The following is a 19,932-nucleotide window of genomic DNA, read 5'->3' on the forward strand; positions in this document are numbered from 1 at the left end:
CAGCCGGAAAGCCGAAAAGGAGCCGCACCGTGAGTTGACCAGACCCACCCAATGATAAACATCAACCCCTGAACCTGGGTCACTTCTCAACGAAAACGCCGGGTCAACTCTCAGCGGAAATCAACAGATCATGACTGCCGCCTGCAACGGGAGTTTCAGCTTGAAGGTCGGAATGGCCTCGACCTCGGCCCTGACCTCGTCCGCTGTCAAACGTTGCCGTTTTTCGAGGATCACGGTCGTCCGTTGCTTGAACCAGCGCGAATAGCCCTTGGGATTGGATCGCTGCCAGTCGTCCGTGATGACGGTGTAACCGCGCGTCTCGTTGTCGGTGATGCTGACGGCCGTCTCCGCCCAATCGGTACTGAGGTGCGCCTCTAGCAGGCGACGACGCTGGCGTTCGCCGTTTGGAACAGCCGGCACAATATCCATGTGGAATTGGGCCCCATCCGCGTAGCTGAGGACCCAGCAGCGTCGACCCTCGACCAGGGGTTTTATCATCCCATTGGCGATGCGGTAGGCCTCGATCTCCCGACCAAGTCGGATTTTAAGGTCCTGCTGTGTGATCAACTCTCTATCGAGCGCCTTGAAGACGCAGATCGAGTCGACGTCGTAGTCCTCGTTCTCAGACGTGGGCTTGATTGCTGTGCCCAGCCGGAAAGACCCCTGCGCGTAGATTTGCGGATCGAACCGCCGGACGGTTGACGCGTCACGGTGCAGCCAATCGCCGAGCAAGCGATACCTGTCTCGGGCCTGCTCATAGCGACGTTGTGGGATTTCGAGTTCGGCGGCGAGATCTTCCAAGAAGGTTTCCGCCTCCTTGGTCAAGGCGATCGTTTCGGGAGTCATGTTCATTACGCGATCTCCTTTTCGATCTTGAGGCGTGAAACGGTTCGAAGGGCATGGCCGGCTCACGGCCAAGCTTTCACGGTTTGTTCTTTTAGGCTTTTTGGCCGGCCCTCTTATGGGCCGGCCATGATTTCGTTTCAAAAATCACTAGCCTGCGGAAGTCGAAGCTTAATCGAGGCGAACTTCGCCCTCCGTTTCACTACAAACAGGATCCTTATATTTTGAAGCCCCGACGTTGCGCTCCCGCAAATATTGCACTTTGAGCAGGAGCCATTCAGGACTAGCCAAAAGCACACTGCCTTAAGCAAACTTTCGGTACTTCAGCAACTCCAAAACCCGCGAAAAACACCAAACTCAAAGGCGGCCCACAATGAGGTTTGGTCTAACTAGCTGCAGCCGGTCGTGCCGCCGCAGGTGTCGCACTTCAGGCAGGTTCCGTTGCGGACCAGGGTGAAGTTCGCGCATTCCGGGCAGGCTTCGCCGACGTAGCCCTTCATCTTGGCTTCTGCCCGCCGGTCGGCGACGCTGCGCTCCGGCTTGGCGAAGGGCAGGGCCTCGATCGAGGTCTCCGCGTGGACGGACAGCTCGGTCTCCATCTTCAGCGCCGTCGCGCCGCGTAGGGCGTGGACCACGCCGCCGGCCGGGGCCGACTGGCCCGCGTTGCCGGAGCCGACCCCGACGGTCGCGCCGGACGGGCCGCCCTGGATCAGGGTCAGCCGGTCGGCCGAGCCGCGGAGCAGCCCGCGGGAGACGACGCTGGCGGCCGTCTGCTGCGGCTTGCCCGGCTCGCGGGTGGTGTCGCCCTCGCCGCCGCCGAGGATCGTGGAGCCGATCTCGGAGGGGTCGACGTGGGCGAGGTCCATGCGGGCGAGGTACGAGATCGCCAGCTCGCGGAAGACGTAGTCGAGGATCGAGGTCGCGTTCTTGATCGCGTCGTTGCCCTGCACGAAGCCCGCCGGCTCGAAGCGGGTGAAGGTGAACGCCTCGACGTACTCCTCCAACGGAACGCCGTACTGGAGGCCGAGGGAGATCGCGATGGCGAAGTTGTTCATCAAGCTTCGGAAGGCGGCGCCCTCCTTGTGCATGTCGATGAAGATCTCGCCGATGCGGCCGTCATCGTACTCCCCGGTGCGCAGGTAGACCTTGTGCCCGCCGACGACGGCCTTCTGGGTGTAGCCCTTGCGCCGGTGCGGCAGCTTCTCCCGCGAGCGGATGCGCTCGACCCGCTCGATCACCCGCTCGACGATCTTCTCGGCAAGCTGCGTGGCTTTCGCCGCGGCGGGCATCTGGACCAGCGCCTCGACCATGTCCTCCTCGTCGTCCTCGTCCTGGATCAAGGCCGAGTTCAGCGGCTGCGACAGCTTGGAGCCGTCGCGGTAGAGGGCGTTGGCCTTCAGCGCGAGGCGCCAGGACAGGGTGTAGGCCGCCTTGCAATCCTCGACCGTGGCGTCGTTGGGCATGTTGATGGTCTTGGAGATCGCCCCCGAGATGAAGGGCTGGGCGGCGGCCATCATGCGGATGTGGCTGTCGACCGAGAGGTAGCGCTTGCCGATCCGCCCGCACGGGTTGGCGCAGTCGAACACCGCGTAGTGCTCCTGCTTGAGGAAGGGAGCTCCCTCCAGGGTCATCGCCCCGCAGATGTGGGTGTTGGCGACCTCGACGTCCTTCTTCGAGAAGCCGAGGAACGGCAGCAGCTCGAAGGTCGGGTCGGAGAGCTTTTCCGCCGGCACCTTCAGGGTGCCCATGAGGAAGTCGTCGCCCAGCGTCCAGCGGTTGAACACGAACTTGATGTCGAAGGCCGACTTCAGGCCGGCTTCGATCGCCGCGATCTTGTCGTCCGAAAATCCCTTGGCGCGCAGGCTGCCGGGGTTGATCGCCGGCGCTTGGCCCATCGAGCCGTGGCCGACCGCGTAGGCCTCGATCTCGGCGATCTCGGATTCCCGGTAGCCCAAGGCCCGCAGCGCATCGGGAGCCGCCTGGTTGATGATTTTGAAGTAGCCACCGCCGGCGAGCTTCTTGAACTTCACCAGGGCGAAGTCGGGCTCGATGCCGGTGGTGTCGCAATCCATAACGAGACCGATCGTGCCCGTCGGTGCCAGCACCGTCGCCTGAGCGTTGCGGTAGCCGTGCTCCTCGCCGAGCCGCAGGGCGCGGTCCCAGGCGGCGCGGGCGTGGTCGCCGAGGTTGCCCTGCGGGATGTTGGCGTGGTCGAGGGGAACGGGCGAGATCGACAGGAACTCGTAGCCCTCGGCCTCGCCATGCGCCACGCGGCGGTGGTTGCGGATCACCTTCAGCATGGCGTCAGCGTTGTCCTCGTAGGCCGGAAAAGCCCCGAGCTCGGCGGCCATCTCGGCCGAGGTGGCGTAGGCCACGCCGGTCATGATCGCGGTGAGCGCGCCGGCGAGAGCCCGGCCCGCATCCGAATCGTAGGGCAGGCCCATGGTCATCAGCAGGCCGCCGATGTTGGCGTAGCCCAGCCCCAGCGTGCGGTACTTGTAGGAGAGCTCGGCGATCTCCTTCGACGGGAACTGCGCCATCGTCACCGAGATCTCGAGCACCACCGTCCAGAGGCGGTTGAGGTGCTCGAACGCCTCGACGTCGAACTGCTTGGTCTGCCGGTCGTACATCGTCAGCAGGTTGGCCGAGGCCAGGTTGCAGGCGGTGTCGTCGAGGAACATGTACTCGGAGCACGGGTTCGAGGCCCGGATCCGCCCGCCGGTCGGGCAGGTGTGCCAGTCGTTCATCGTGGTGTTGAAGTGCAGGCCCGGGTCGGCCGAGGCCCAGGCGGCCTCGCCGATCTTCTCCCAGAGGTGGCGGGCGCCGACCGACTTGGTCTTGTTCGAGTTGCGGTCGCGCAGCAGCCACTCCCCGTCGGCCTCGACCGCGCGCAGAAAGTCGTCGGTGAGGGAGACGGAGTTGTTGGAGTTCTGGCCGGCGACCGTGAGGTAGGCCTCCGAATCCCAGTCGGTGTCGTAGACGGGGAAGTCGATCTTGGTGAAGCCCTGGCGGGCGAACTGGACGACGCGCTTGGTGTAGGCGTCCGGCACCATCGCCTTGCGGGCGGCCTTGATCTCGCGCTTGAGCGCCGGGTTGCGCTCGGGATCGAAGCAGGCGTCGCCCTCGGCCTCGCACTGGGTGCAGGCCTTCATCACCGCGGTGAGGTGCTTGGAGACGACCTTGGAGCCGGTCACCAGGGCGGCGACCTTCTGCTCCTCCTTCACCTTCCAGTCGATGAACTGCTCGATGTCCGGATGGTCGATGTCGACGATGACCATCTTGGCCGCGCGCCGCGTGGTGCCGCCGGACTTGATCGCACCGGCCGCCCGGTCGCCGATCTTGAGGAACGACATCAGCCCCGACGACTTGCCGCCGCCGCCGAGCTTTTCGTTTTCTCCACGCAACAACGAGAAGTTCGAGCCGGTGCCGGAGCCGTATTTGAACAGGCGCGCCTCGCGGACCCACAGGTCCATGATGCCTCCCTCGTTGACGAGGTCGTCCTGGACCGACTGGATGAAGCAGGCATGCGGCTGCGGGTGCTCGTAGGCCGTCTCGGACTTCGTCAGCACGCCGGTCTTGTAGTCGACGTAGTAGTGGCCCTGGCTCGGGCCGTCGATACCGTAGGCCCAGTGCAGGCCGGTGTTGAACCATTGCGGCGAGTTCGGCGCGACCATCTGCTTGGCGAGCATGAAGCGCAGCTCGTCGAGGAACGCGGAGGCGTCCTCCTCGCTGGTGAAGTAGCCGCCTTTCCAGCCCCAATAGGTCCAGCAGCCGGCGAGACGATCGAACACCTGGGTCGCGGAGGTCTCGGAGCCGGTGCGCTCGGCCTCGGGGAGTTCGTTCAGCGCCGCCTCGTCGGGCACCGAGCGCCACAGGAAGGAGGGGACGTCGTTCTCCTCGACCTTCTTCAGGCGCGCCGGCACGCCGGCCTTGCGGAAGTACTTCTGCGCCAACACGTCGCTGGCGACCTGGGACCATGCCTCGGGCACCGAGATTCCGTCGAGGCGGAAGACCGTAGAGCCGTCCGGGTTGCGGATCTCCGACAGCGCCTTGCGGAAGGGGATCGCCGCATAGGGCGAGGAACCGGACGTGGTGTAACGACGCTCGAACCGCATGAGACGCACCTCTCCCGACGAGGCGCAGCTGCGCCCCGGGGTTGAATCCGGAGATCCGAAGGGCCGAATCCGGGCGCCTGGATGGACGCTGCCCGGACTGGCCGACGTTGGTAAGAAGGTGGCTGGACGCGCGCTGATCGAACGGATCGGTGCGCCCGAACCATGGCCCGGACATTAACGCCGGGCCGACCCTCACGTCAACAAGTGGTGTTCGGGCGGCCGGTTCCACGCTAGATGTTGTGGTCTTGCGGGTAAAACTGTGGATAAGTCCCAGAGCCCCGTAAGTGCTGTTTCTGCTGTGGGGATTTCGCGCGGAAAATTTTTGCGTCCACAGCGTCGGCGGACGGCCCGACGCGCCTTCGCGCCGCATGGCCGCACGGGCGTGACCGCCGGGCGACACCTCGGCCCCCGGCGACGGCGCCGCCGGGTTGCAGCCCTCGCTGCGGACTTGGATCTCGATCTGGTTCCGGACTTGGATCTGGACTTGCGGCCACCCGCTCCTCATAACCGCCCCGGCACACCGATCGCGGTCGCGTGTGCGACGAGGCTCGGAGACGGCGATGGCGCTCAAGGATACGCTTCTGCGCATCTTCACGTGGTGGAACGGGCAGACGATGTCGCTCGCGCTCTACACCGCGCGCAGCGGCAACTTCGTCGGCAGCGACGACCACGGCAACAAGTACTATCGCGCGCAAGGCGCCCTGATCGACCGCTCGGTCGGCTCGGAGCGGCGCTGGGTGGTCTACAACGGCTATGCCGACGCCTCGAAGGTCCCGCCCGGCTGGCGCGGCTGGCTCTGCCACAACGTCGAGCTGCCGCCGAGCGAGGAAGCCTACACCCCGCGCGAGTGGCAGAAGCCCCACGTCGAGAACATGACCGGCACGGCCGACGCCTACCGCCCAAAGGGTTCGCAGCTCTCCTGGGGCGCGCGGCCCGCCGCGACCGGCGACTACGTGCCGTGGAATCCAGGCGAGTAGCGCTCCGGTCCTCCTGCCGGCAGGTCACCGACCTGTGCTGACCCGGCTTCGGGATTGTAGGGCCTTTTCTGACGAGGGCACCGTCATTCCGGGGCGCCGTAGGCGAGCCCGGAATCCAGAGCCGCAGGTCGCTCTTCAGCATGCGCTGTCGGCGGATCTGGATTCTGGGCTCTGCTGCGCAGCACCGGAATGACGGGGGGCTGGAAACGGAGCCTGCAGGCCTCGTCCGTCCGACGTACGGCGGGATCACAAGCGCCACGCCCTTTTTCCACCACCGTTCCGGTGTTGAACGCCCGCCATCCGTCGGCTTTTCGCCGCGTCGTCCAATCGTCGGGAGGGGCGTGCCTTGAGCCGCATCACAGCACGCGCCGCACTCGGGCCCTTCGCTATCGCCTTCGTCGCCCTCTGCGCAGGCCCAGCCTCGGCCGACAAGATCAAGAACCCGACCGCGGTGTTCTCCGGCCTCGACAAGATCACCGGCCGCATCGTCTCGTTCGAGGTGGCGGTGGACGAGACCGTGCAGTTCGGCGCGCTGCAGCTCACCCCGCGGGTCTGCTACACGCGGCCGCCGACCGAGAGCGCCAAGACCACGGCCTTCCTCGAGGTCGACGAGGTGACGTTGGAGAACAAGTACCGCCGGATCTTCACCGGCTGGATGTTCGCCTCGAGTCCCGGCCTGCACGCGATCGAGCACCCGATCTACGACGTGTGGCTCGTGGATTGTAAGGGCGGCAGCGACATCATCGCCGAGGCGCGCGAGCAGGAGGATGTGCCGGCGATGGCCGCCAAGCCCGAGCGCAAGCGCGGCACGAAGGATGCGACCAAGACGGTGCAGCAGGTCAACTCGGCCGGTCAGGTCGACGTCGAGGCGCCACGCGGCGTCCCCGTGCAGCCGCGCCAGAAGCCCTCGCGGAAGTTCTTCCCCTCGAACGAAGGCCCGGCCGCAGCCCCGCCGCAGCCCCAGCAGCCGCAATCGCTGTTCGACGCGCTCTTCCGCTGATCGCGATCTCTTCTTCCTCCCCTTGTGCGGGAGGAAAACGCTTTCGCCTCAATCCCCTGCGCCACCCACCCCGAGCGCGGCGAGCGCCTGAGCGCCGCGCACGCTGCCGTCCGTCGGCCAGGCGTTCCAGTCGCCGGCATGGCCGAGCGCCTCGGCGAGGCGGCGTTTGTAGACGTGGCGCGGCAGCTCCTCGGCGCCGAACTGGGCGAGGTGCTCGGTGACGAACTGCGTGTCGGCGAGGCGGTATCCGCCGGCGCGAAGCCGGCCCATCAGGTGGACGAGGGCGACCTTCGAGGCGTCGCGGACCTCGTGGAACATGCTCTCGCCGAAGAAGACCGCGCCCATCGACACCCCGTAGAGCCCGCCGACGAGGCGGCGCGGCTCGCCGGCGTAGACCTCGACGGTGTGGGCGTGGCCGCGGTCGAACAGTGCGCCGTAGAGCTCGCGGATGCGGCCGTTGATCCAGGTGCGCTCGCTCTCGCGGCGCGGGGCGGCGCAGCCGGCGATCACGCCGTCGAAATCGGTGTCGCTGCGGACCTCGAACGCGTCCGAGCGCACCGTGCGGGCGAGCCGCTTCGACACCCGGAACCCGTCCAGCGGCAGCACGCCCCGCGCCCGCGGCTCGACCCAGTACAGCGTCGGGTCGTCGGCGTCCTCGGCCATCGGGAAGATGCCGGCGGCGTAGGCCTTGAGCAGGATCTCGGGCGTGATCTCCACGCGGGTGCCGTCGTGCATGGCGTCGATTCTGGCGTGCGCGCGCCCGGAACGCCAGGGGGCGGGCGCGCAAATCCGCGCCGCCGACGCCGCGGCGCGCGGATCGCAATCCTTCTGCGGTTCGATCCGTCCGCGCCACGACTGGTCTGCATCCGCGGATAACTTTGGAAGCACATCCCCGGCTTCGCAGCGTATCGTCAGGATTATCGAAAGGACGCGGCGGCGTACACGCCGCATGGAGGCCGGCATGACCGTGGCGATGCGCAAGTCACAGCTGAAGTCCCGGATGCCTGCCGGCCCGATCCACGCCTGTTGCCGCACCGACGGCATGGGGAAGGAGCGAGAGCAGGCAGGGAAGGACTTCGATCATGGGCTATCACGACGCAACGTTTGACCCGACCGGCGCCGGCCGCGCGTCCGGATACCGCGACGCCGCCGCGGCGGCCCGCCTGCGGCGCCGCGATTACGGCCGGGCCGCCTTCGCGACCGCCGTCGACGACGGTCTGATGCCCGACGAGGTCCGGGGCATCCTGGCCGGCCGCAGGATCGTCGACGCCTTCCCGGTGCGACGGGGCGAGAGCCCGCCGGCCTATGCCGGCCGCGCGGTGGCCGAGATGATGGTCGCCTACCTCGCGCATGAGGCGTTCTAAGCCGCCGGCCCGCTCGGCCCGAAGCGTGATCCCAATAAACTCCAATCCGTGAGACGGCCTGCGCGAAGGCGCAGGCGAGAGGTCTTGGCATGCCGAACGACAAGCCCCGCCGCTTCGCGACCCAGTTCGCGACCACGTGTGCGGTCTCGGCGCTCGGCGTCGCCTGCCTCGTCGGCGCGGTCTCGGCCGACACGCGGACCGCCGTGCGGATGGCGTTCGTCGGCGCCTCGACGGACCTCGCGCAGCGCTTCGCGCCGGAGGAGGCTGGGGCGCGGGTCGTCCTCGGGCCGGGCGGGGCAGACGTGCGGGTGGCCGGCGACCTGATGGACGGCGTCGCACTGCAGGTCGCGAACCTGCTCGCCGCGCATCCAAACGTTCGCCGCATCCATCTCACCAGCGGCGGCGGCCTCGTCGAGGAGGGGCTGGCGCTGGGCGCGCTGATCGCCGCGCACCAGCTCGACACCTACGTTCCCGACGAGTGCGCCTCGGCCTGCACCCTGGCCTTCGTCCGCGGTCGCGGGCGCTACCTCGGCGCGAGCGGACGGCTCGGCTTCCACGCCCCCTACGAAGCCGGTCTGTTCGGGCAGGCCTTCCCGATCGACGCGGCCCCTGAGCGGGCGGCCTATCGCGCGGCGGGGCTCGCTGCGGACTTCGCCGCCGAGGCGCTGGCGGTCGCCTCCGACGACATCTGGATGCCTGACGCCGACCGCCTGATCCGGGCCGGCGCCGTGACCGAGGTGGTGGAGACCGACCGCTTCCCCGACTCGACCCTGGACGACGACGACAGCCCGCTCGCGGCCCGCGCGCAGGTGCTGCGCAACCTGCCGATCCTCGCCCAAGCGGAGCCTGGCGCCATCGATCGGATCGCCGCCTGGTACCGCGACGGCTACCACGACGGCCGCTCGGAGGCGGATGCCCTCGGCGGGATGCGCGCCCACGCGAGCGCGCACCTGCGGGGCCTGTTCCGCCGGGCCGACGACGCCACGGTCCGCGCCCTCGGGCATGCAACCCTGACGGCGATGCGCGCGGCGCAGGCCTCCGACGACAGCACCTGCGAGGCGATGGCCGGCGGCGACCTGGTCGCGATCGAGGAGGCGTTGCGGCAGGCCCATCATCCGGTGCCGAGCCTGGCGGCGCTGGTGGCGCAGGCGTTGCGGCAAGCCACAGCCGCCAGGGAGCCGACGACCGCCGCGGATGCCGAAGCCGCGCGCCCGCGGCGACACGCCCGGCACCTGGCGGTCCGGTGCGGCGCCCGGATCGCGGCTTTACGGCAGGTGCTCGAAGGCACAGGCCCGGACGCCGCCGCCCTGCTGCGGGCACTGCTTCTCGACGACACGCCGCACGCGGTCGCCGCGGTCGCCGTGCCGTGAGTGCGGTTTGGGGGAGGCGTCTCCCTCCCCGCTGGCGGTCGTGTTCACGCGTCTCTGCGCACGGTCGCGGTTGGACTGTCCGAAGCACCGCTCGGCCCCCCGTGGGGGACGGTAATTGCAGGAGGCACCACACCGTTATTCCGGGGCGCCGCAGGCGAGCCCGGAATCCCTAGCCGCCGTTGGTGCAAAATCCGGCTCGACCTGCGTTTCTGGATCCCGGGCTCCGCTGCGCGGCCCCGGGATGACGCGGTGCTGCCAGTGTGTTTCCGAAGAGCAAATCGCCATCTGCGATCGCCCTGCCCAGGGGAGAGGGTAGGCTTGGGGGGGCGTGACCTACACCGAGGGGGCACGCCCCTCATCCTGTCCTTCTCCTCATGGGAGAAGGGACCCGCGCATCACTCTGCAGACGTCCGAAGGTGGAAAACGCGGAGCCCGCGGTGCCCGAGCCTAAAGGCCCGGGCATCGACTCACGCCGCCTCGAGCAGGCGCCGGGCGATGACCTGGGCCTGAATCTCGGCCGCGCCTTCGAAGATCGAGAGGATGCGGGCGTCGCACAGCACCCGGCTGACGGCGTATTCCAGGGCGAAGCCGTTGCCGCCGTGGATCTGCAGGGCGTTGTCGGCCGCCGCCCACGCGACGCGGGCGCCCAGCAGCTTCGCCATGCCGGCCTCGAGGTCGCAGCGCTTGCCCTCGTCCTTCTCGCGCGCCGAGAAGTAGGTGAGCTGGCGGGCGATGTTGATCTCCACCGCCATCATCGCGAGCTTGTCGGCCACCCGCGGGAAGCTGATCAGCGGCTTGCCGAATTGCACCCGGTCCTCGGCGTAGCGCAGGCCGAGGTCGAGGGCCGACTGGGCGACGCCGACGGCGCGGGCCGCGGTCTGGATGCGGGCCGATTCGAAGGTCTGCATCAGCTGGGCGAAGCCCTTGCCCTCGACCTCGCCGAGCAGGTTGGCGGCCGGCACCTCGAAGTTCTCGAAGGCGAGCTCGTACTCCTTCATGCCGCGGTAGCCGAGCACCTCGATCTCGCCGCCGGTTAGGCCCTCGACCGGGAACGGCTCCGCGTCGGTGCCGCGGGGCTTCTCGGCGATCAGCATCGAGAGGCCACGGTGGCCCTTCTCCTCGGGCTTCGTGCGGACCAGCACGGTCATGATGTCGGCGCGGACGGGGTGGGTGATCCAGGTCTTGTTGCCGGATATCTTCCAGGTCTCGCCGTCCTTCACCGCCTTGGTGCGCAAGGATGCGAGGTCCGAGCCGGTGTTCGGCTCGGTGAACACCGCGGTCGGCAGGATGTCGCCCGACGCGATCTTGGGCAGGAAGCGCTGCTTCTGCTCCTCGGTGCCGCCGCACAGGATCAGCTCTGCGGCGATCTCCGAGCGGGTGCCGAGAGAGCCGACGCCGATATAGGCGCGCGACAGCTCCTCGGAGACGACGCACATGGAGATCTTCGGCAGGCCCATGCCGCCGTACTCCTCCGGGATCGTCAGGCCGAAGACGCCGAGCTCGGCCATCTTGGCGACGATCTCCATCGGGATGTAGTCGTTCTTCAGGTGCCACTCGTGCGCCTGGGCCACCACCTCGGCCTTGCCGAAGCGGCGCATCTCGGAGCGGATCGCCTCCATGTCCTCGTCGAGGCCAGAATCGCCGACGGTGGCCGAGGCCGCGCCGTCGCGGATCTTCTGCACCAGGGCGGCGCGGTTCTCCGGGGTGTTGCCGTCGGCGATCAGCGCCTCGACGGCGTCGGTACGGAACTGCTGCACCTCGCGGGCGGTGAGACCGAGCGAGCCGACCGGGCGCACCATCTCGCCCTGGCTCATCGGGATGCCCGAGAACATCTGCTCGAGGTACTCGCCGGCGCCGATCTTCACGAGCAGCGTCTCGGTCTCGCCGAGGCGGCCGGCCTCGCGCAGGTTCGCGGCGTAGGTGCCGAGCTCGCGCACCGCCTCGCCGTAGGTGGCGATCCAGGCCAGCCCGTGGGCGGCGTGCTGCTCGGCCTCCAGCTTGGCGGCGTCGACCTTGCCGTCGGTGCCGAGCACGCGGGTGCGGACCCGGCGGGTCGCCTCGGCGACGAGACGTTTCGCGGATTCGCCGGCGGCCTTCGTGAGGGCGACGAGATCCTGCGGCTCGGGCTGGAAGGCGGGCGAAGCGGACATGGCTGGCACTTTCGTCTGAACGTTTCCGGTTGCCAGCAATATAGGCCCGATCGGCCGGGACGTAGCAAATTCTTCAGGCTCGGGACCGCAATTCGTCTTGAATTTTCTATGCAGCCGCGTGCAATTTTCCTCAACGCCGCAACTGGTTGGCGAAACAGTGGGCGCCGTCGCCGCGCCGTCGAGCTTAGCCCCGGTTGGCCACGGCGACGCCGACCGCGGCGACCGCCATGCCGGCGATCTGCAGCCCGGTCAGCGCCTCGCCGAACATCAGATAGGCCATCGCCGCCGAGACCGGCGGCACCAGGAACAGCAGCGCCGAGACGCCGGCCACCGCACCGCGGCGGATCAGGACGAGCAGGAGCAGGATCCCGGCGACGGAGCTCACCAGCACCGACCACGCCATCCCGAGCCAGACCGGCAGCAGCAGCGGCACGCCGAGGCCGTCGCCGGAGAGCAGCGCCAGCGGCACGGCGACCAAGCAGGCGCCGACGAACTGCAGCGTCGCCGTGGCGAGGAGGTCGGCGTCGGCGCCCGTGCGCTTCTGCCAGAGCGTGCCGAGCGTGATCGCGGCGACCGCGCCGGCACAGGCGGCGAGCGCCACGGGCGGGATGCCGGCGGGGTCGGCGGCGCCGATCTTCGGGGCGAGGACGAGGCCGGCTCCGAGGAAGCCGATCCCGATCCCGAACCAGCGGCGCCGGCTCACCGCCTCGCCGAGCACCGGCCCGGCCAGCATCGCCGTCGCCAGCGGCTGCAGGCTGCCGACGAGGGCGGCGATCCCCGCCGGAAGGCCGCGATGGATCGCCCAGAACACGCCGACGATGTAGCAGCCCTGCATCAGCACGCCCGCAACGATCGCGTTGCGCCACCCGGCGCCGGTCCGCGGCCAGCGGGCGCGCAGGGCCAGCGCGATGGCGGCGAGCACCAGGGCCACACCCATGACCCGCAACGCCACGAAGGGCAGCGGCTGGGCGTGGGGCGCGACGAACCGGGCCGCGATGAAGCCGGTCGCCCAGATCAGGACGAACAGGCCTGGGATCAGGACGTTTGCGAGGAGGGCTGGCATGATGCCGCGCAGGCAGCACGCGGCGCCCGCGGTGACAACCGAAAAAGCCGCCTCGCGCCCCCGACTGCGGGACAGGGGGCCACCTGCCGTTGCCCGAAGGCTTCACCCCGGCACCGAACGCCCCCGCCCGCCTCTCCACGCGTTGACGGAGGCGGGCGGGCGATCACGTATCCGGAAAACGCATCCTCCATCGGGTAGCATCGCCGCACGTGACAAACGCTTTGACGGAAGGATCGCCGCACATCCCTTTGCCGCGCACGCGGGGAGGGGGGATGCCGGCATGAAACCCCTCCGCACCGCCCTCGAGGTCGCGGGCATCGCCGCGCAGCGCTTCGTGTCCCATGACGGCTGGGCGATCGCGAGCCACATCGCCCTGTCGATCCTGACCTCACTGTTCCCGTTCCTGATCCTGCTTGCGGCGCTCGCGGGCCTGCTCGGCACCAAGTCCCTGGCGGACGAGGCCGGCGTACTGATCTTCGACGCCTGGCCCCGGGAGGTCGCCAAGCCGATCGTCGGCGAGGTGCACCGGGTGCTCACCGAGCAGCGCGGCGGGGTGCTGACGGTGGGCGCGGTGCTGGCGCTGTACTTCTCGTCCTCCGGCGTCGAGAGCCTGCGGGTGGGTCTGAACCGCGCCTACGGCCTGCGCGAGATGCGGCCGTGGTGGCTGACGCGCCTCGAATCGATCGGCTACGTCGTCTGCGGCGCCTTCGCGATGCTGGCCTTCGCGCTGCTGGTGGTGCTGGGGCCTCTGATCTGGCGCAACGTCGTCCTGGTCGCGCCGGGGCTGGAGCCCCTCGGCCTCACCGTGGCGATCGCGCGCATCGGCATCACGGCGCTGCTGCTGGCCATGGTGCTGATCATCGCCCACAAGTTCGTCGCCGCCGGCCGGCGCTCGTTCCTGGCGGTGCTGCCGGGCATCGGGGTGACGCTGCTGCTGTGGTTCTTCGCCGGCCTCGGCTTCGGATACTATCTCGACCGCTTCTCGACCGCCTACGCCTCCACCTACGGGGGCCTGGCCACCGCGATGGTGTTCCTGGTGTTCCTCTACTGGCTCGCGGCGATGTTCCTGTTCGGCGGCGAGATCAACGGCACGGTGATCGCGGCCCGTCGCGCCCGGCTCCGTGCCCGGATGCTGGCGCGCCAAGCGCACCCCTAGAGCCGAGACGCTTTGCCGGGAACCGAGTCCGATCCGGGCTGTTTGCCACGAGACTCCATGTGATCCGAAACCTCGTCCGGCCAGCCTCCCCGAAACGGGCGGCGGGCCGTTTTTCTTTGGGCGTCAGCCGATCAGGACCTGTCGCGGCGATGGTCCGCGCCACTCCCCTCCGACGCGAGCCTGCCGGATTCCCAGCGCTCGTCGAAGCGAACCGCACCCGCGCCGTCATCCCGGGGTTGCGCAGCAGAACCCGGGATCCAGAGCCGCCGACGGCGCAGACTGGAGCATGACCTCCGGTTCTGGATCCCGGGCTCGCCTTCGGGGCCCCGGGAGGACTGGGAGGATGCGGAAGCCGAAAACGAGAGGTGTCGGAATCACATGCCGTCTTGCAGAAGAGGAGTGGCCGGCAGTCCTCGGAACGTACGAAGCCGGACCTTTCGGCCCGGCCCCGCATCCGCGTAACGGTCCTCGTTCACGCCGCCAGCGCCAGCACCGCCTCTTCCTCGTCGGCCTCGGCCGCCATGAACTGCGCCCGGGCGAGTTCGGCGAAGCGGCCGTTCTGGGCCACCAAGCCGTCGAAGGTGCCGCTCTCGACGATGCGGCCCTCGTGGAAGACCAGGATGCGGTCGGCGTTGCGGATCGTCGCGAGGCGGTGGGCGATGACGAAGGTGGTGCGGCCCTCCATCACGGCTTCCAGCGCGCCCTGCAGGCGGCGTTCGGTGGCGGCGTCCAGCGCGCTCGTCGCCTCGTCGAGGATTAGGATCGGCGGGTTCTTCAGGATCGCCCGGGCGATCGAGAGCCGCTGGCGCTCGCCGCCCGAGAGCGAGCGACCGCGCTCGCCGATCACCGTGTCGAGGCCGTCGGGCTGGCGCGCCATGAAGGCGGAGGCCTGGGCGCGCTCCAGCGCGTCGAGCATCTCGGCGTCGGTGGCGTCCGGGCGGCCGACCTGGAGGTTCTCGCGGATCGAGCGGGCGAACAGCATCGGCTCCTGGAACACCACGCCGATGTTGTGGCGCAGCGACGAGACGCCGACGTCGCGGATGTCCATCCCGTCGATGCGGATCGCGCCGGCGCCAGGGTCGAAGCTGCGGTGGAGCAGGCCGAGCGTGGTCGACTTGCCCGAGCCGGTGGTGCCGACGAGCGCCACGGTCTCGCCGGCGCGCGCCGAGAACGACACCCCGTCGAGCGCCTTGCGGCGCCCGTCGTAGGAGAAGCCGACGGCGTCGAACTCGACCTCGCCCTCGAAGCGAGAGACTTGGACCGCGTGCGCGCGGTCGCGGACGGCCGGCACCGTATCGAAGATGGTGAAGAACTCGGCGATCTTCGGGGCCTGCTGGAACAGGCCGTTGACGAAGCCGACCACGTGGTCGAGGCGGGTCACCAGGGCGGTGGCGAGGCTCATGAAGGCCACGACCTCGCCGACGGTGGTCGAGCCGGCCTGGTAGAGCATGATGCCGGTGACGAACACCGCGGTCATGGTGATGGTGGCCGAGGCGCGGGTCGCGACGTTGGCCAGCGCCCACCAGGATAGGACCGGGATCTGCGCGGCGAGCAGGTTGCCGATGATGTCGCGCATCGCGTCCTTCTCGGCCTTGGCGCGGGTGAAGGACTGAATCACGGCGACGTTGCCGAGCGCGTCGGACGCGTGCGCAGCGAGGCCCGAATTGTAGAACTCGACCTCGCCCTGCAGGGTCTCGGTGCGGCGCATGACGAAGGTGGTCAGCGCGGTGAACACCAGCACCAGCACGAGCAGGATCGAGCCGAGCTGCCAGTTCACGAACAGCGTCATCGGCAGCAGCACGCCCAGCGAGACCAGGGCCGCGAAGTGGTCGCGGAAGAAGCCGAGCCACAGGGTCGACATGCCGTTGGTGCCCTCCAGCATCGCCTTCAGCACGCGGCCGGAATGGTTGGCCGAGTGGAAGGCGAGCGGCAGGTCGAGGACGTGCTCGAAGTAGTTCGCCATCGTCGAGAGGCGGTTGCGGTGGGCCAGCCGGTCGGCGTGGAGCGCGATGGCGACGCCCGCCGCGATGGTGAAGAAGCCGAACGCCACCCACGCGCCGATCAGCGGCAGCATGGTCTGCAGGCCGTTGCCGCCGCGCTTGAGGTGGGTGAGCCCGTCGATGATGCGGCCCATGATCAGCGGCTCGGCGAACGCCGCCACCGCCAGCGCCACGTTGGCGAAGCCGAGGCCGACGGCGAGCCGCTTGTCGTGGCCCAGAAGGCTCAGGACGCGCGCGTAGAGACGAAACAGCGACATGTCAGCTCCGAACCGACCTCTGCACGCCCCGTGTTGCCCGGGTCCCGCGCGCTTCTTCCCCGAACCGGTCCGCGGTTGCGGCCCGGCCTCCTCATTCCGTCGCGCCCCGTCCGATCGTGCGGGCGGTCAAGTGGGACGTCCCGAACTCCGGGCTCCCAAACGCTTGGCGCGATGGGGCTTATGCCAGGGGTTGGCTGAACGGCGCCTGACGGAGCCGCCGCGGGGGCGGGCCGTCTTTACGGTTCGTTCAGCAAGATTTCCTAACCCCGCGCCCGAGCGGTTCACAAGCGCGCGAACGGCGCATGCGGGCGAATTCTCGCGTCGGGCGTCATGTTCGGCAGCGCCCGCGCCGGCTCGGCCTGAGGCCACCTCCTCCAGCACCGTCATTCCGGGACCGCCGGCGGTGTCGGACCTGGTTTCGTCGTAGGCTCTGGATTCCGGGCTCCACTTCGCAGCCCCGGAATGACGACAGCCGGAACATCTTCACGCGCGGTGACTGACGGCGTGCGTCGAGACGATGCCCCTCCCGAAGCCGAGAGCCTGCTCGAGATCGGACGGTCAGCGTGCCGCGCCGACCTCGCGCAGGTAGCGCGCCGTCCCCGGGTTGAGGTTTTCGGCCGGCACCGCGCCGGAGAGGTTCCGGGGATCGCTGTCGCGGCCCTGCGGCAGGCGCCGGGCCAAGTCCGCGCCCGCCCGGTCGATTGCCGCCACCAGCCGGTGGGCCGCCTCCGGGTCGAGGCCGGGCCGCGCGAGGACGAGGCTCCACGATCCGACGGTGTCGATCGCCGCGTCCTGGCCGCGGAAGCTGCCGGCCGGCACGGTCATGCGGCGGAGCGATGGGCTGGCGGCGAGCGCCCGGTCGATCGCCTCCGGCGCCGGTCCGACGAAGCGGGCCCCGCCGGGCAGCGCCGCCACCGCCATGAAGCCCGGCCAGCCGATCCCGCCGCCCCAGAGCCCGGCCGCGCGCCCGTCGGCGACCAGGGCCGGGCCGTCGCCGGCATGGGCCAGCAGGATCGGGACGACGTCGCGCTCCGGGTCGAGGCCCGAGGCGGTGAGCACCGCGCGGCCCATCGCCGTCAGCCCGGAATTGCGTGTGCCGAGCGCCACCGGCTTGCCGGCGAGGTCCGCCAGCGTCCGCACGGGGCTCGCAGCAGCGACGACGAGCAGGCCGGGGGTGGCGTACATCGGCGCGACCACCGTGAGGCGCGGCGCGACTTTTGCCGCCAGCGCCGGGTAAGCAAATTCCCCCTGCACCAGGGCGAGGTCGACGGAGCCGGCGCGCAACAGCCCGACGTTCTCGGCCGAGCCGCCGGTGGCGCGGGTCTCGAGGGTGAGGTCCGGGTCGACCTCATGGATCGCGGAGGCGAGCGCCGCGCCGTAGGCGGGAAAGCCGCCGCCGGGGGTGGCGGTGCCGAGGACGAGGCGGAGCGGATCGGCCCGCACCGACTGCGCCAGCAGCGCGACTAGGCACAGGGTGAACATGGCGCGTGTCGGCGGCATCGCATCCTCCGGATCGGTCCTGCCGGCCGGCGGGGCGTTATTTTGCGGTCAGCAGCGCCCAGTAGACCTTGTACTTCGAGCCGGGCGCGTAGGCGGTGGCGATCCCCATCCGCGCGGCCTTCGGATCGAGCATCACCGCGTTGTGGGGCGGGCTGTCGCGCCAGCCGGAGAAGGCCTCTGCGAGGGTGTGGTAGCCGGCCGACAGGTTGGCGTTGGCCGAGGCGAAGCCGAGGCGCTCCACCGCGCCCTTCACGGTCTGCGCCTTGCTCGGCCTGTCTGCGAGCGCCATCGACGCGGCCTCGGCCTCGGCGAGCTTCTGTAATTGCGGATCGAGGGTGAGGGCCGCCTCGCCGCGGCCGCGGCGATAGGCCGAGATCATGTCACGGGCGGCTTCCGTGTCGACGTGGGCGGCGTCGTTTGACAGCGGCAGGTAGAGGCTCGGCAGCGCCGAGGTCGTCTGCGTGTCGGCAGCGCATCCGGCGAGCAACGCCGTGCCGGCCAACACCAGGACGCCCGCACCGTATTGTCCGATCCTGCCCACGTGTCCGACCCGCCGCTCGCCATCAGCCCGCGCCGGGCCGCCCGCGCGATTATATAGGGTGTCCGCCGGCACCGTGCAGCGGCGACGGTCATCAGGATTGACGATCCGTTCACCGGCTTGCGCTTAGGCTGTGCCGAATCGAACCGTGGATGCCGGGACGTTCCCTGTGCTCGCTCCGGTCCGCCGAGAGGATCGCGTGGCAATCTCCGAAGCGAACCCGTGGTGCGGCTCCCGCAAGGCGGCGTCGCCTACCGCATGACCGGGCTGCCCACCCATGCCGCTGCTGCGGCCTCGGCGACCCTCCGGTCCGCCGAGGCGCAGCTGCGCCTGATCCGCCGGGACGCCGAGCGGCTGGCCGAGCGCCAGCGCAGCTTCGATCAGGCCGCTGCCGCGGCCGGGATCGGCCTGTGGGAATGCCGGCTGCACGACGAGGCCCTCGACTGGTCGTCCGGCGTCTACGACCTGTTCGGGATTCCGCGCGGGACGGCCCTGTCGCGGGGGCGCACCCTCGAGCACTATCCGGCCGCCTCGCGCCGCGCCCTCGAGGCGGCCCGCACGCGGGCGATCGCCGAGCGGACCGGCTTCCGCCTCGACGCCGAGATCCGGACCGCCGCCGGGCAGCTCCGCTGGATTCGCCTGACCGCTACGGTGGAGGCGCGCGCGGGCGTCGCGGTTCGGCTGTTCGGGATCAAGCAGGACGTCACCGAGGAGAGGCTGGCCGCCGAGGCGGCGCGCCGGCGCGCCGAGGTCGACGGGATGACGGGGCTGGCCAACCGGATGTGCTTCGAGGACCGCCTTGCGGCCCTGTGCCGTGCCGGCGCGGGGCTGCTGGTGCTGGTCGATCTCGACGGCTTCAAAGCGGTCAACGACGGCTTCGGCCACGCGGCAGGCGATGCCTGCCTGCGGGAGGCGGCCCGCCGCCTGGCCGGGCTCTGCCGCCGGGCCGACCTCGTGGCGCGGATCGGCGGCGACGAGTTCGCGATCCTGCTCGGCGGCGATTGCGCGGCCGACGCCGCCGAAGCCCTCGCGGCGCGGATCGTCGGCGCGGTCGGCCGGCCGATGCAGGTCGGCGGCGTCACGATCCGGGTCGGCGCCTCGGTGGGCATCGCGGCCCTGGTAGGGGGCGGCCCGGCGGATGCCTTCGCCCGCGCCGACGCGGCGCTCTACGCCGCCAAGCGCGCCGGCCGGAACACGTTCCGCACCCATGGCGCCCCGATCCGCCTCGCGTGATCGCCCAGCCTCGCGCGGCCGCCCCCGAGGATACGACGACGCCTACGCGTCCCGCGGGTGCGCCGCCATCGCCGCCGCCGCCGCCTTCAGGCCCCAGGCCAGGAGGCCCTTGGCCTCCGCTTCGGTGCGCGCCTCGGTGTAGCAGCGCAGCTCCGGCGCGTTGCCCGAGGCGCGGAAGTGGATCGTGCGGCCGCCGTCGAGCGCGATCCGGACCCCGTCCTGCGCGTCGACGGCCTCCGGGGTGCCGACCGGCTGCAGGAACGTGTGCCGGAACCCGGCGTCGCCGAGGCTGTGCAGGAGCGCGCCGCTGCGCTCGGGCGGCGTCTCGGGCAGGCGGTCGCTCGCCATCGCGCCGACGTCGAGCGC

Annotated in this window: 15 protein-coding genes and 1 pseudogene; 7 read left to right on the forward strand and 9 right to left on the reverse strand. The window is 69.8% G+C overall.

Annotated elements, in window-relative coordinates; genetic code table 11:
- Positions 1-120: 120 nt before the first annotated feature.
- Complete coding sequence (locus FV229_RS17230) at positions 121-852, reverse strand: nucleotidyltransferase (RefSeq protein ID WP_147753135.1); 732 nt, start codon at positions 850-852, stop codon at positions 121-123.
- Positions 853-1,232: 380 nt separating this feature from the next.
- Positions 1,233-4,958: a vitamin B12-dependent ribonucleotide reductase gene (locus tag FV229_RS17235; RefSeq protein WP_147753136.1), complete on the reverse strand. Its 3,726-nt coding sequence runs from the start codon at positions 4,956-4,958 to the stop codon at positions 1,233-1,235.
- Positions 4,959-5,518: 560 nt separating this feature from the next.
- Here FV229_RS17235 and FV229_RS17240 point away from each other — a divergent pair.
- Positions 5,519-5,935 (forward strand): NADH:ubiquinone oxidoreductase subunit NDUFA12, encoded by a 417-nt coding sequence (locus FV229_RS17240; RefSeq protein WP_147753137.1) that lies wholly within the window; start codon positions 5,519-5,521, stop codon positions 5,933-5,935.
- Positions 5,936-6,281: 346 nt separating this feature from the next.
- Positions 6,282-6,935 carry a DUF2155 domain-containing protein gene (locus FV229_RS17245; protein WP_147753138.1) on the forward strand — a complete coding sequence of 218 codons (654 nt, stop codon included), beginning with the start codon at positions 6,282-6,284 and terminating at the stop codon, positions 6,933-6,935.
- 48 nt (positions 6,936-6,983) lie between these two features.
- Here FV229_RS17245 and aat read toward each other — a convergent pair whose 3' ends face one another.
- On the reverse strand, positions 6,984-7,670 hold the full coding sequence (aat, locus tag FV229_RS17250; RefSeq protein WP_147753139.1) for a leucyl/phenylalanyl-tRNA--protein transferase: 687 nt from the start codon (positions 7,668-7,670) through the stop codon (positions 6,984-6,986).
- Here aat and FV229_RS17255 point away from each other — a divergent pair.
- The 3 genes from FV229_RS17255 (at position 7,669) to FV229_RS17265 (ending at position 9,669) form a co-directional block, all read left to right on the forward strand.
- Positions 7,669-8,043: a hypothetical protein gene (locus FV229_RS17255; RefSeq protein WP_147753140.1), complete on the forward strand. Its 375-nt coding sequence runs from the start codon at positions 7,669-7,671 to the stop codon at positions 8,041-8,043. The genes aat and FV229_RS17255 overlap by 2 nt on opposite strands.
- Entirely contained in the window at positions 8,018-8,299 is a 282-nt protein-coding gene (locus FV229_RS17260) for a hypothetical protein (RefSeq protein ID WP_147753141.1), read from the forward strand. The genes FV229_RS17255 and FV229_RS17260 overlap by 26 nt, the downstream gene beginning before the upstream one ends.
- A gap of 89 nt (positions 8,300-8,388) precedes the next feature.
- The gene (locus tag FV229_RS17265) at positions 8,389-9,669 is read left to right on the forward strand and encodes a hypothetical protein (RefSeq protein WP_147753142.1); all 1,281 of its coding nucleotides are present in this window, start codon (positions 8,389-8,391) and stop codon (positions 9,667-9,669) included.
- A 467-nt stretch (positions 9,670-10,136) separates the two neighbouring features.
- Here the strand turns inward: FV229_RS17265 and FV229_RS17270 are convergent, their stop codons facing one another.
- The gene (locus FV229_RS17270; RefSeq protein ID WP_147753143.1) at positions 10,137-11,819 is read right to left on the reverse strand and encodes an acyl-CoA dehydrogenase family protein; all 1,683 of its coding nucleotides are present in this window, start codon (positions 11,817-11,819) and stop codon (positions 10,137-10,139) included.
- A 184-nt stretch (positions 11,820-12,003) separates the two neighbouring features.
- Positions 12,004-12,882 (reverse strand): DMT family transporter, encoded by an 879-nt coding sequence (locus FV229_RS17275; protein ID WP_147753144.1) that lies wholly within the window; start codon positions 12,880-12,882, stop codon positions 12,004-12,006.
- Between the two features lie 280 nt (positions 12,883-13,162).
- Between FV229_RS17275 and FV229_RS17280 the strand changes: the two genes are divergently transcribed.
- Positions 13,163-14,038 carry a YihY/virulence factor BrkB family protein gene (locus FV229_RS17280; RefSeq protein ID WP_147753145.1) on the forward strand — a complete coding sequence of 292 codons (876 nt, stop codon included), beginning with the start codon at positions 13,163-13,165 and terminating at the stop codon, positions 14,036-14,038.
- 472 nt (positions 14,039-14,510) lie between these two features.
- On the opposite strand, the gene FV229_RS17285 is transcribed toward FV229_RS17280, so the two are convergent.
- From FV229_RS17285 to FV229_RS17295, 3 genes are all read right to left on the reverse strand, one after another.
- On the reverse strand, positions 14,511-16,295 hold the full coding sequence (locus FV229_RS17285; RefSeq protein WP_147753146.1) for a glucan ABC transporter ATP-binding protein/ permease: 1,785 nt from the start codon (positions 16,293-16,295) through the stop codon (positions 14,511-14,513).
- A 558-nt stretch (positions 16,296-16,853) separates the two neighbouring features.
- The gene (locus FV229_RS17290; protein WP_147753147.1) at positions 16,854-17,795 is read right to left on the reverse strand and encodes a TAXI family TRAP transporter solute-binding subunit; all 942 of its coding nucleotides are present in this window, start codon (positions 17,793-17,795) and stop codon (positions 16,854-16,856) included.
- A gap of 37 nt (positions 17,796-17,832) precedes the next feature.
- Positions 17,833-18,303 carry a CAP domain-containing protein gene (locus tag FV229_RS17295; protein ID WP_246688229.1) on the reverse strand — a complete coding sequence of 157 codons (471 nt, stop codon included), beginning with the start codon at positions 18,301-18,303 and terminating at the stop codon, positions 17,833-17,835.
- 255 nt (positions 18,304-18,558) lie between these two features.
- Between FV229_RS17295 and FV229_RS17300 the strand changes: the two genes are divergently transcribed.
- Complete coding sequence (locus FV229_RS17300; protein WP_246688228.1) at positions 18,559-19,566, forward strand: sensor domain-containing diguanylate cyclase; 1,008 nt, start codon at positions 18,559-18,561, stop codon at positions 19,564-19,566.
- A gap of 42 nt (positions 19,567-19,608) precedes the next feature.
- On the opposite strand, the pseudogene FV229_RS17305 reads toward FV229_RS17300, so the two are convergent.
- A pseudogene (locus FV229_RS17305) lies at positions 19,609-19,932 on the reverse strand (phosphomannomutase); the annotation flags it as partial.

The sequence above is a fragment of the Methylobacterium sp. WL120 genome (assembly GCF_008039465.1).
GTDB lineage: Bacteria > Pseudomonadota > Alphaproteobacteria > Rhizobiales > Beijerinckiaceae > Methylobacterium > Methylobacterium cerastii.

What these genes read in the sequence shown, in the direction of transcription:
- FV229_RS17255 (WP_147753140.1), top strand. Translation starts at nt 7,669, where the DNA reads ATGGCGTCGATTCTGGCGTGCGCGCGCCCGGAACGCCAGGGGGCGGGC.
- FV229_RS17280 (WP_147753145.1), top strand. Translation starts at nt 13,163, where the DNA reads ATGAAACCCCTCCGCACCGCCCTCGAGGTCGCGGGCATCGCCGCGCAG.
- FV229_RS17235 (WP_147753136.1), bottom strand. Translation starts at nt 4,958, where the DNA reads ATGCGGTTCGAGCGTCGTTACACCACGTCCGGTTCCTCGCCCTATGCG.
- FV229_RS17290 (WP_147753147.1), bottom strand. Translation starts at nt 17,795, where the DNA reads ATGCCGCCGACACGCGCCATGTTCACCCTGTGCCTAGTCGCGCTGCTG.
- FV229_RS17240 (WP_147753137.1), top strand. Translation starts at nt 5,519, where the DNA reads ATGGCGCTCAAGGATACGCTTCTGCGCATCTTCACGTGGTGGAACGGG.
- FV229_RS17275 (WP_147753144.1), bottom strand. Translation starts at nt 12,882, where the DNA reads ATGCCAGCCCTCCTCGCAAACGTCCTGATCCCAGGCCTGTTCGTCCTG.
- FV229_RS17230 (WP_147753135.1), bottom strand. Translation starts at nt 852, where the DNA reads ATGAACATGACTCCCGAAACGATCGCCTTGACCAAGGAGGCGGAAACC.
- FV229_RS17270 (WP_147753143.1), bottom strand. Translation starts at nt 11,819, where the DNA reads ATGTCCGCTTCGCCCGCCTTCCAGCCCGAGCCGCAGGATCTCGTCGCC.
- FV229_RS17260 (WP_147753141.1), top strand. Translation starts at nt 8,018, where the DNA reads ATGGGCTATCACGACGCAACGTTTGACCCGACCGGCGCCGGCCGCGCG.
- FV229_RS17265 (WP_147753142.1), top strand. Translation starts at nt 8,389, where the DNA reads ATGCCGAACGACAAGCCCCGCCGCTTCGCGACCCAGTTCGCGACCACG.
- FV229_RS17285 (WP_147753146.1), bottom strand. Translation starts at nt 16,295, where the DNA reads ATGTCGCTGTTTCGTCTCTACGCGCGCGTCCTGAGCCTTCTGGGCCAC.
- aat (WP_147753139.1), bottom strand. Translation starts at nt 7,670, where the DNA reads ATGCACGACGGCACCCGCGTGGAGATCACGCCCGAGATCCTGCTCAAG.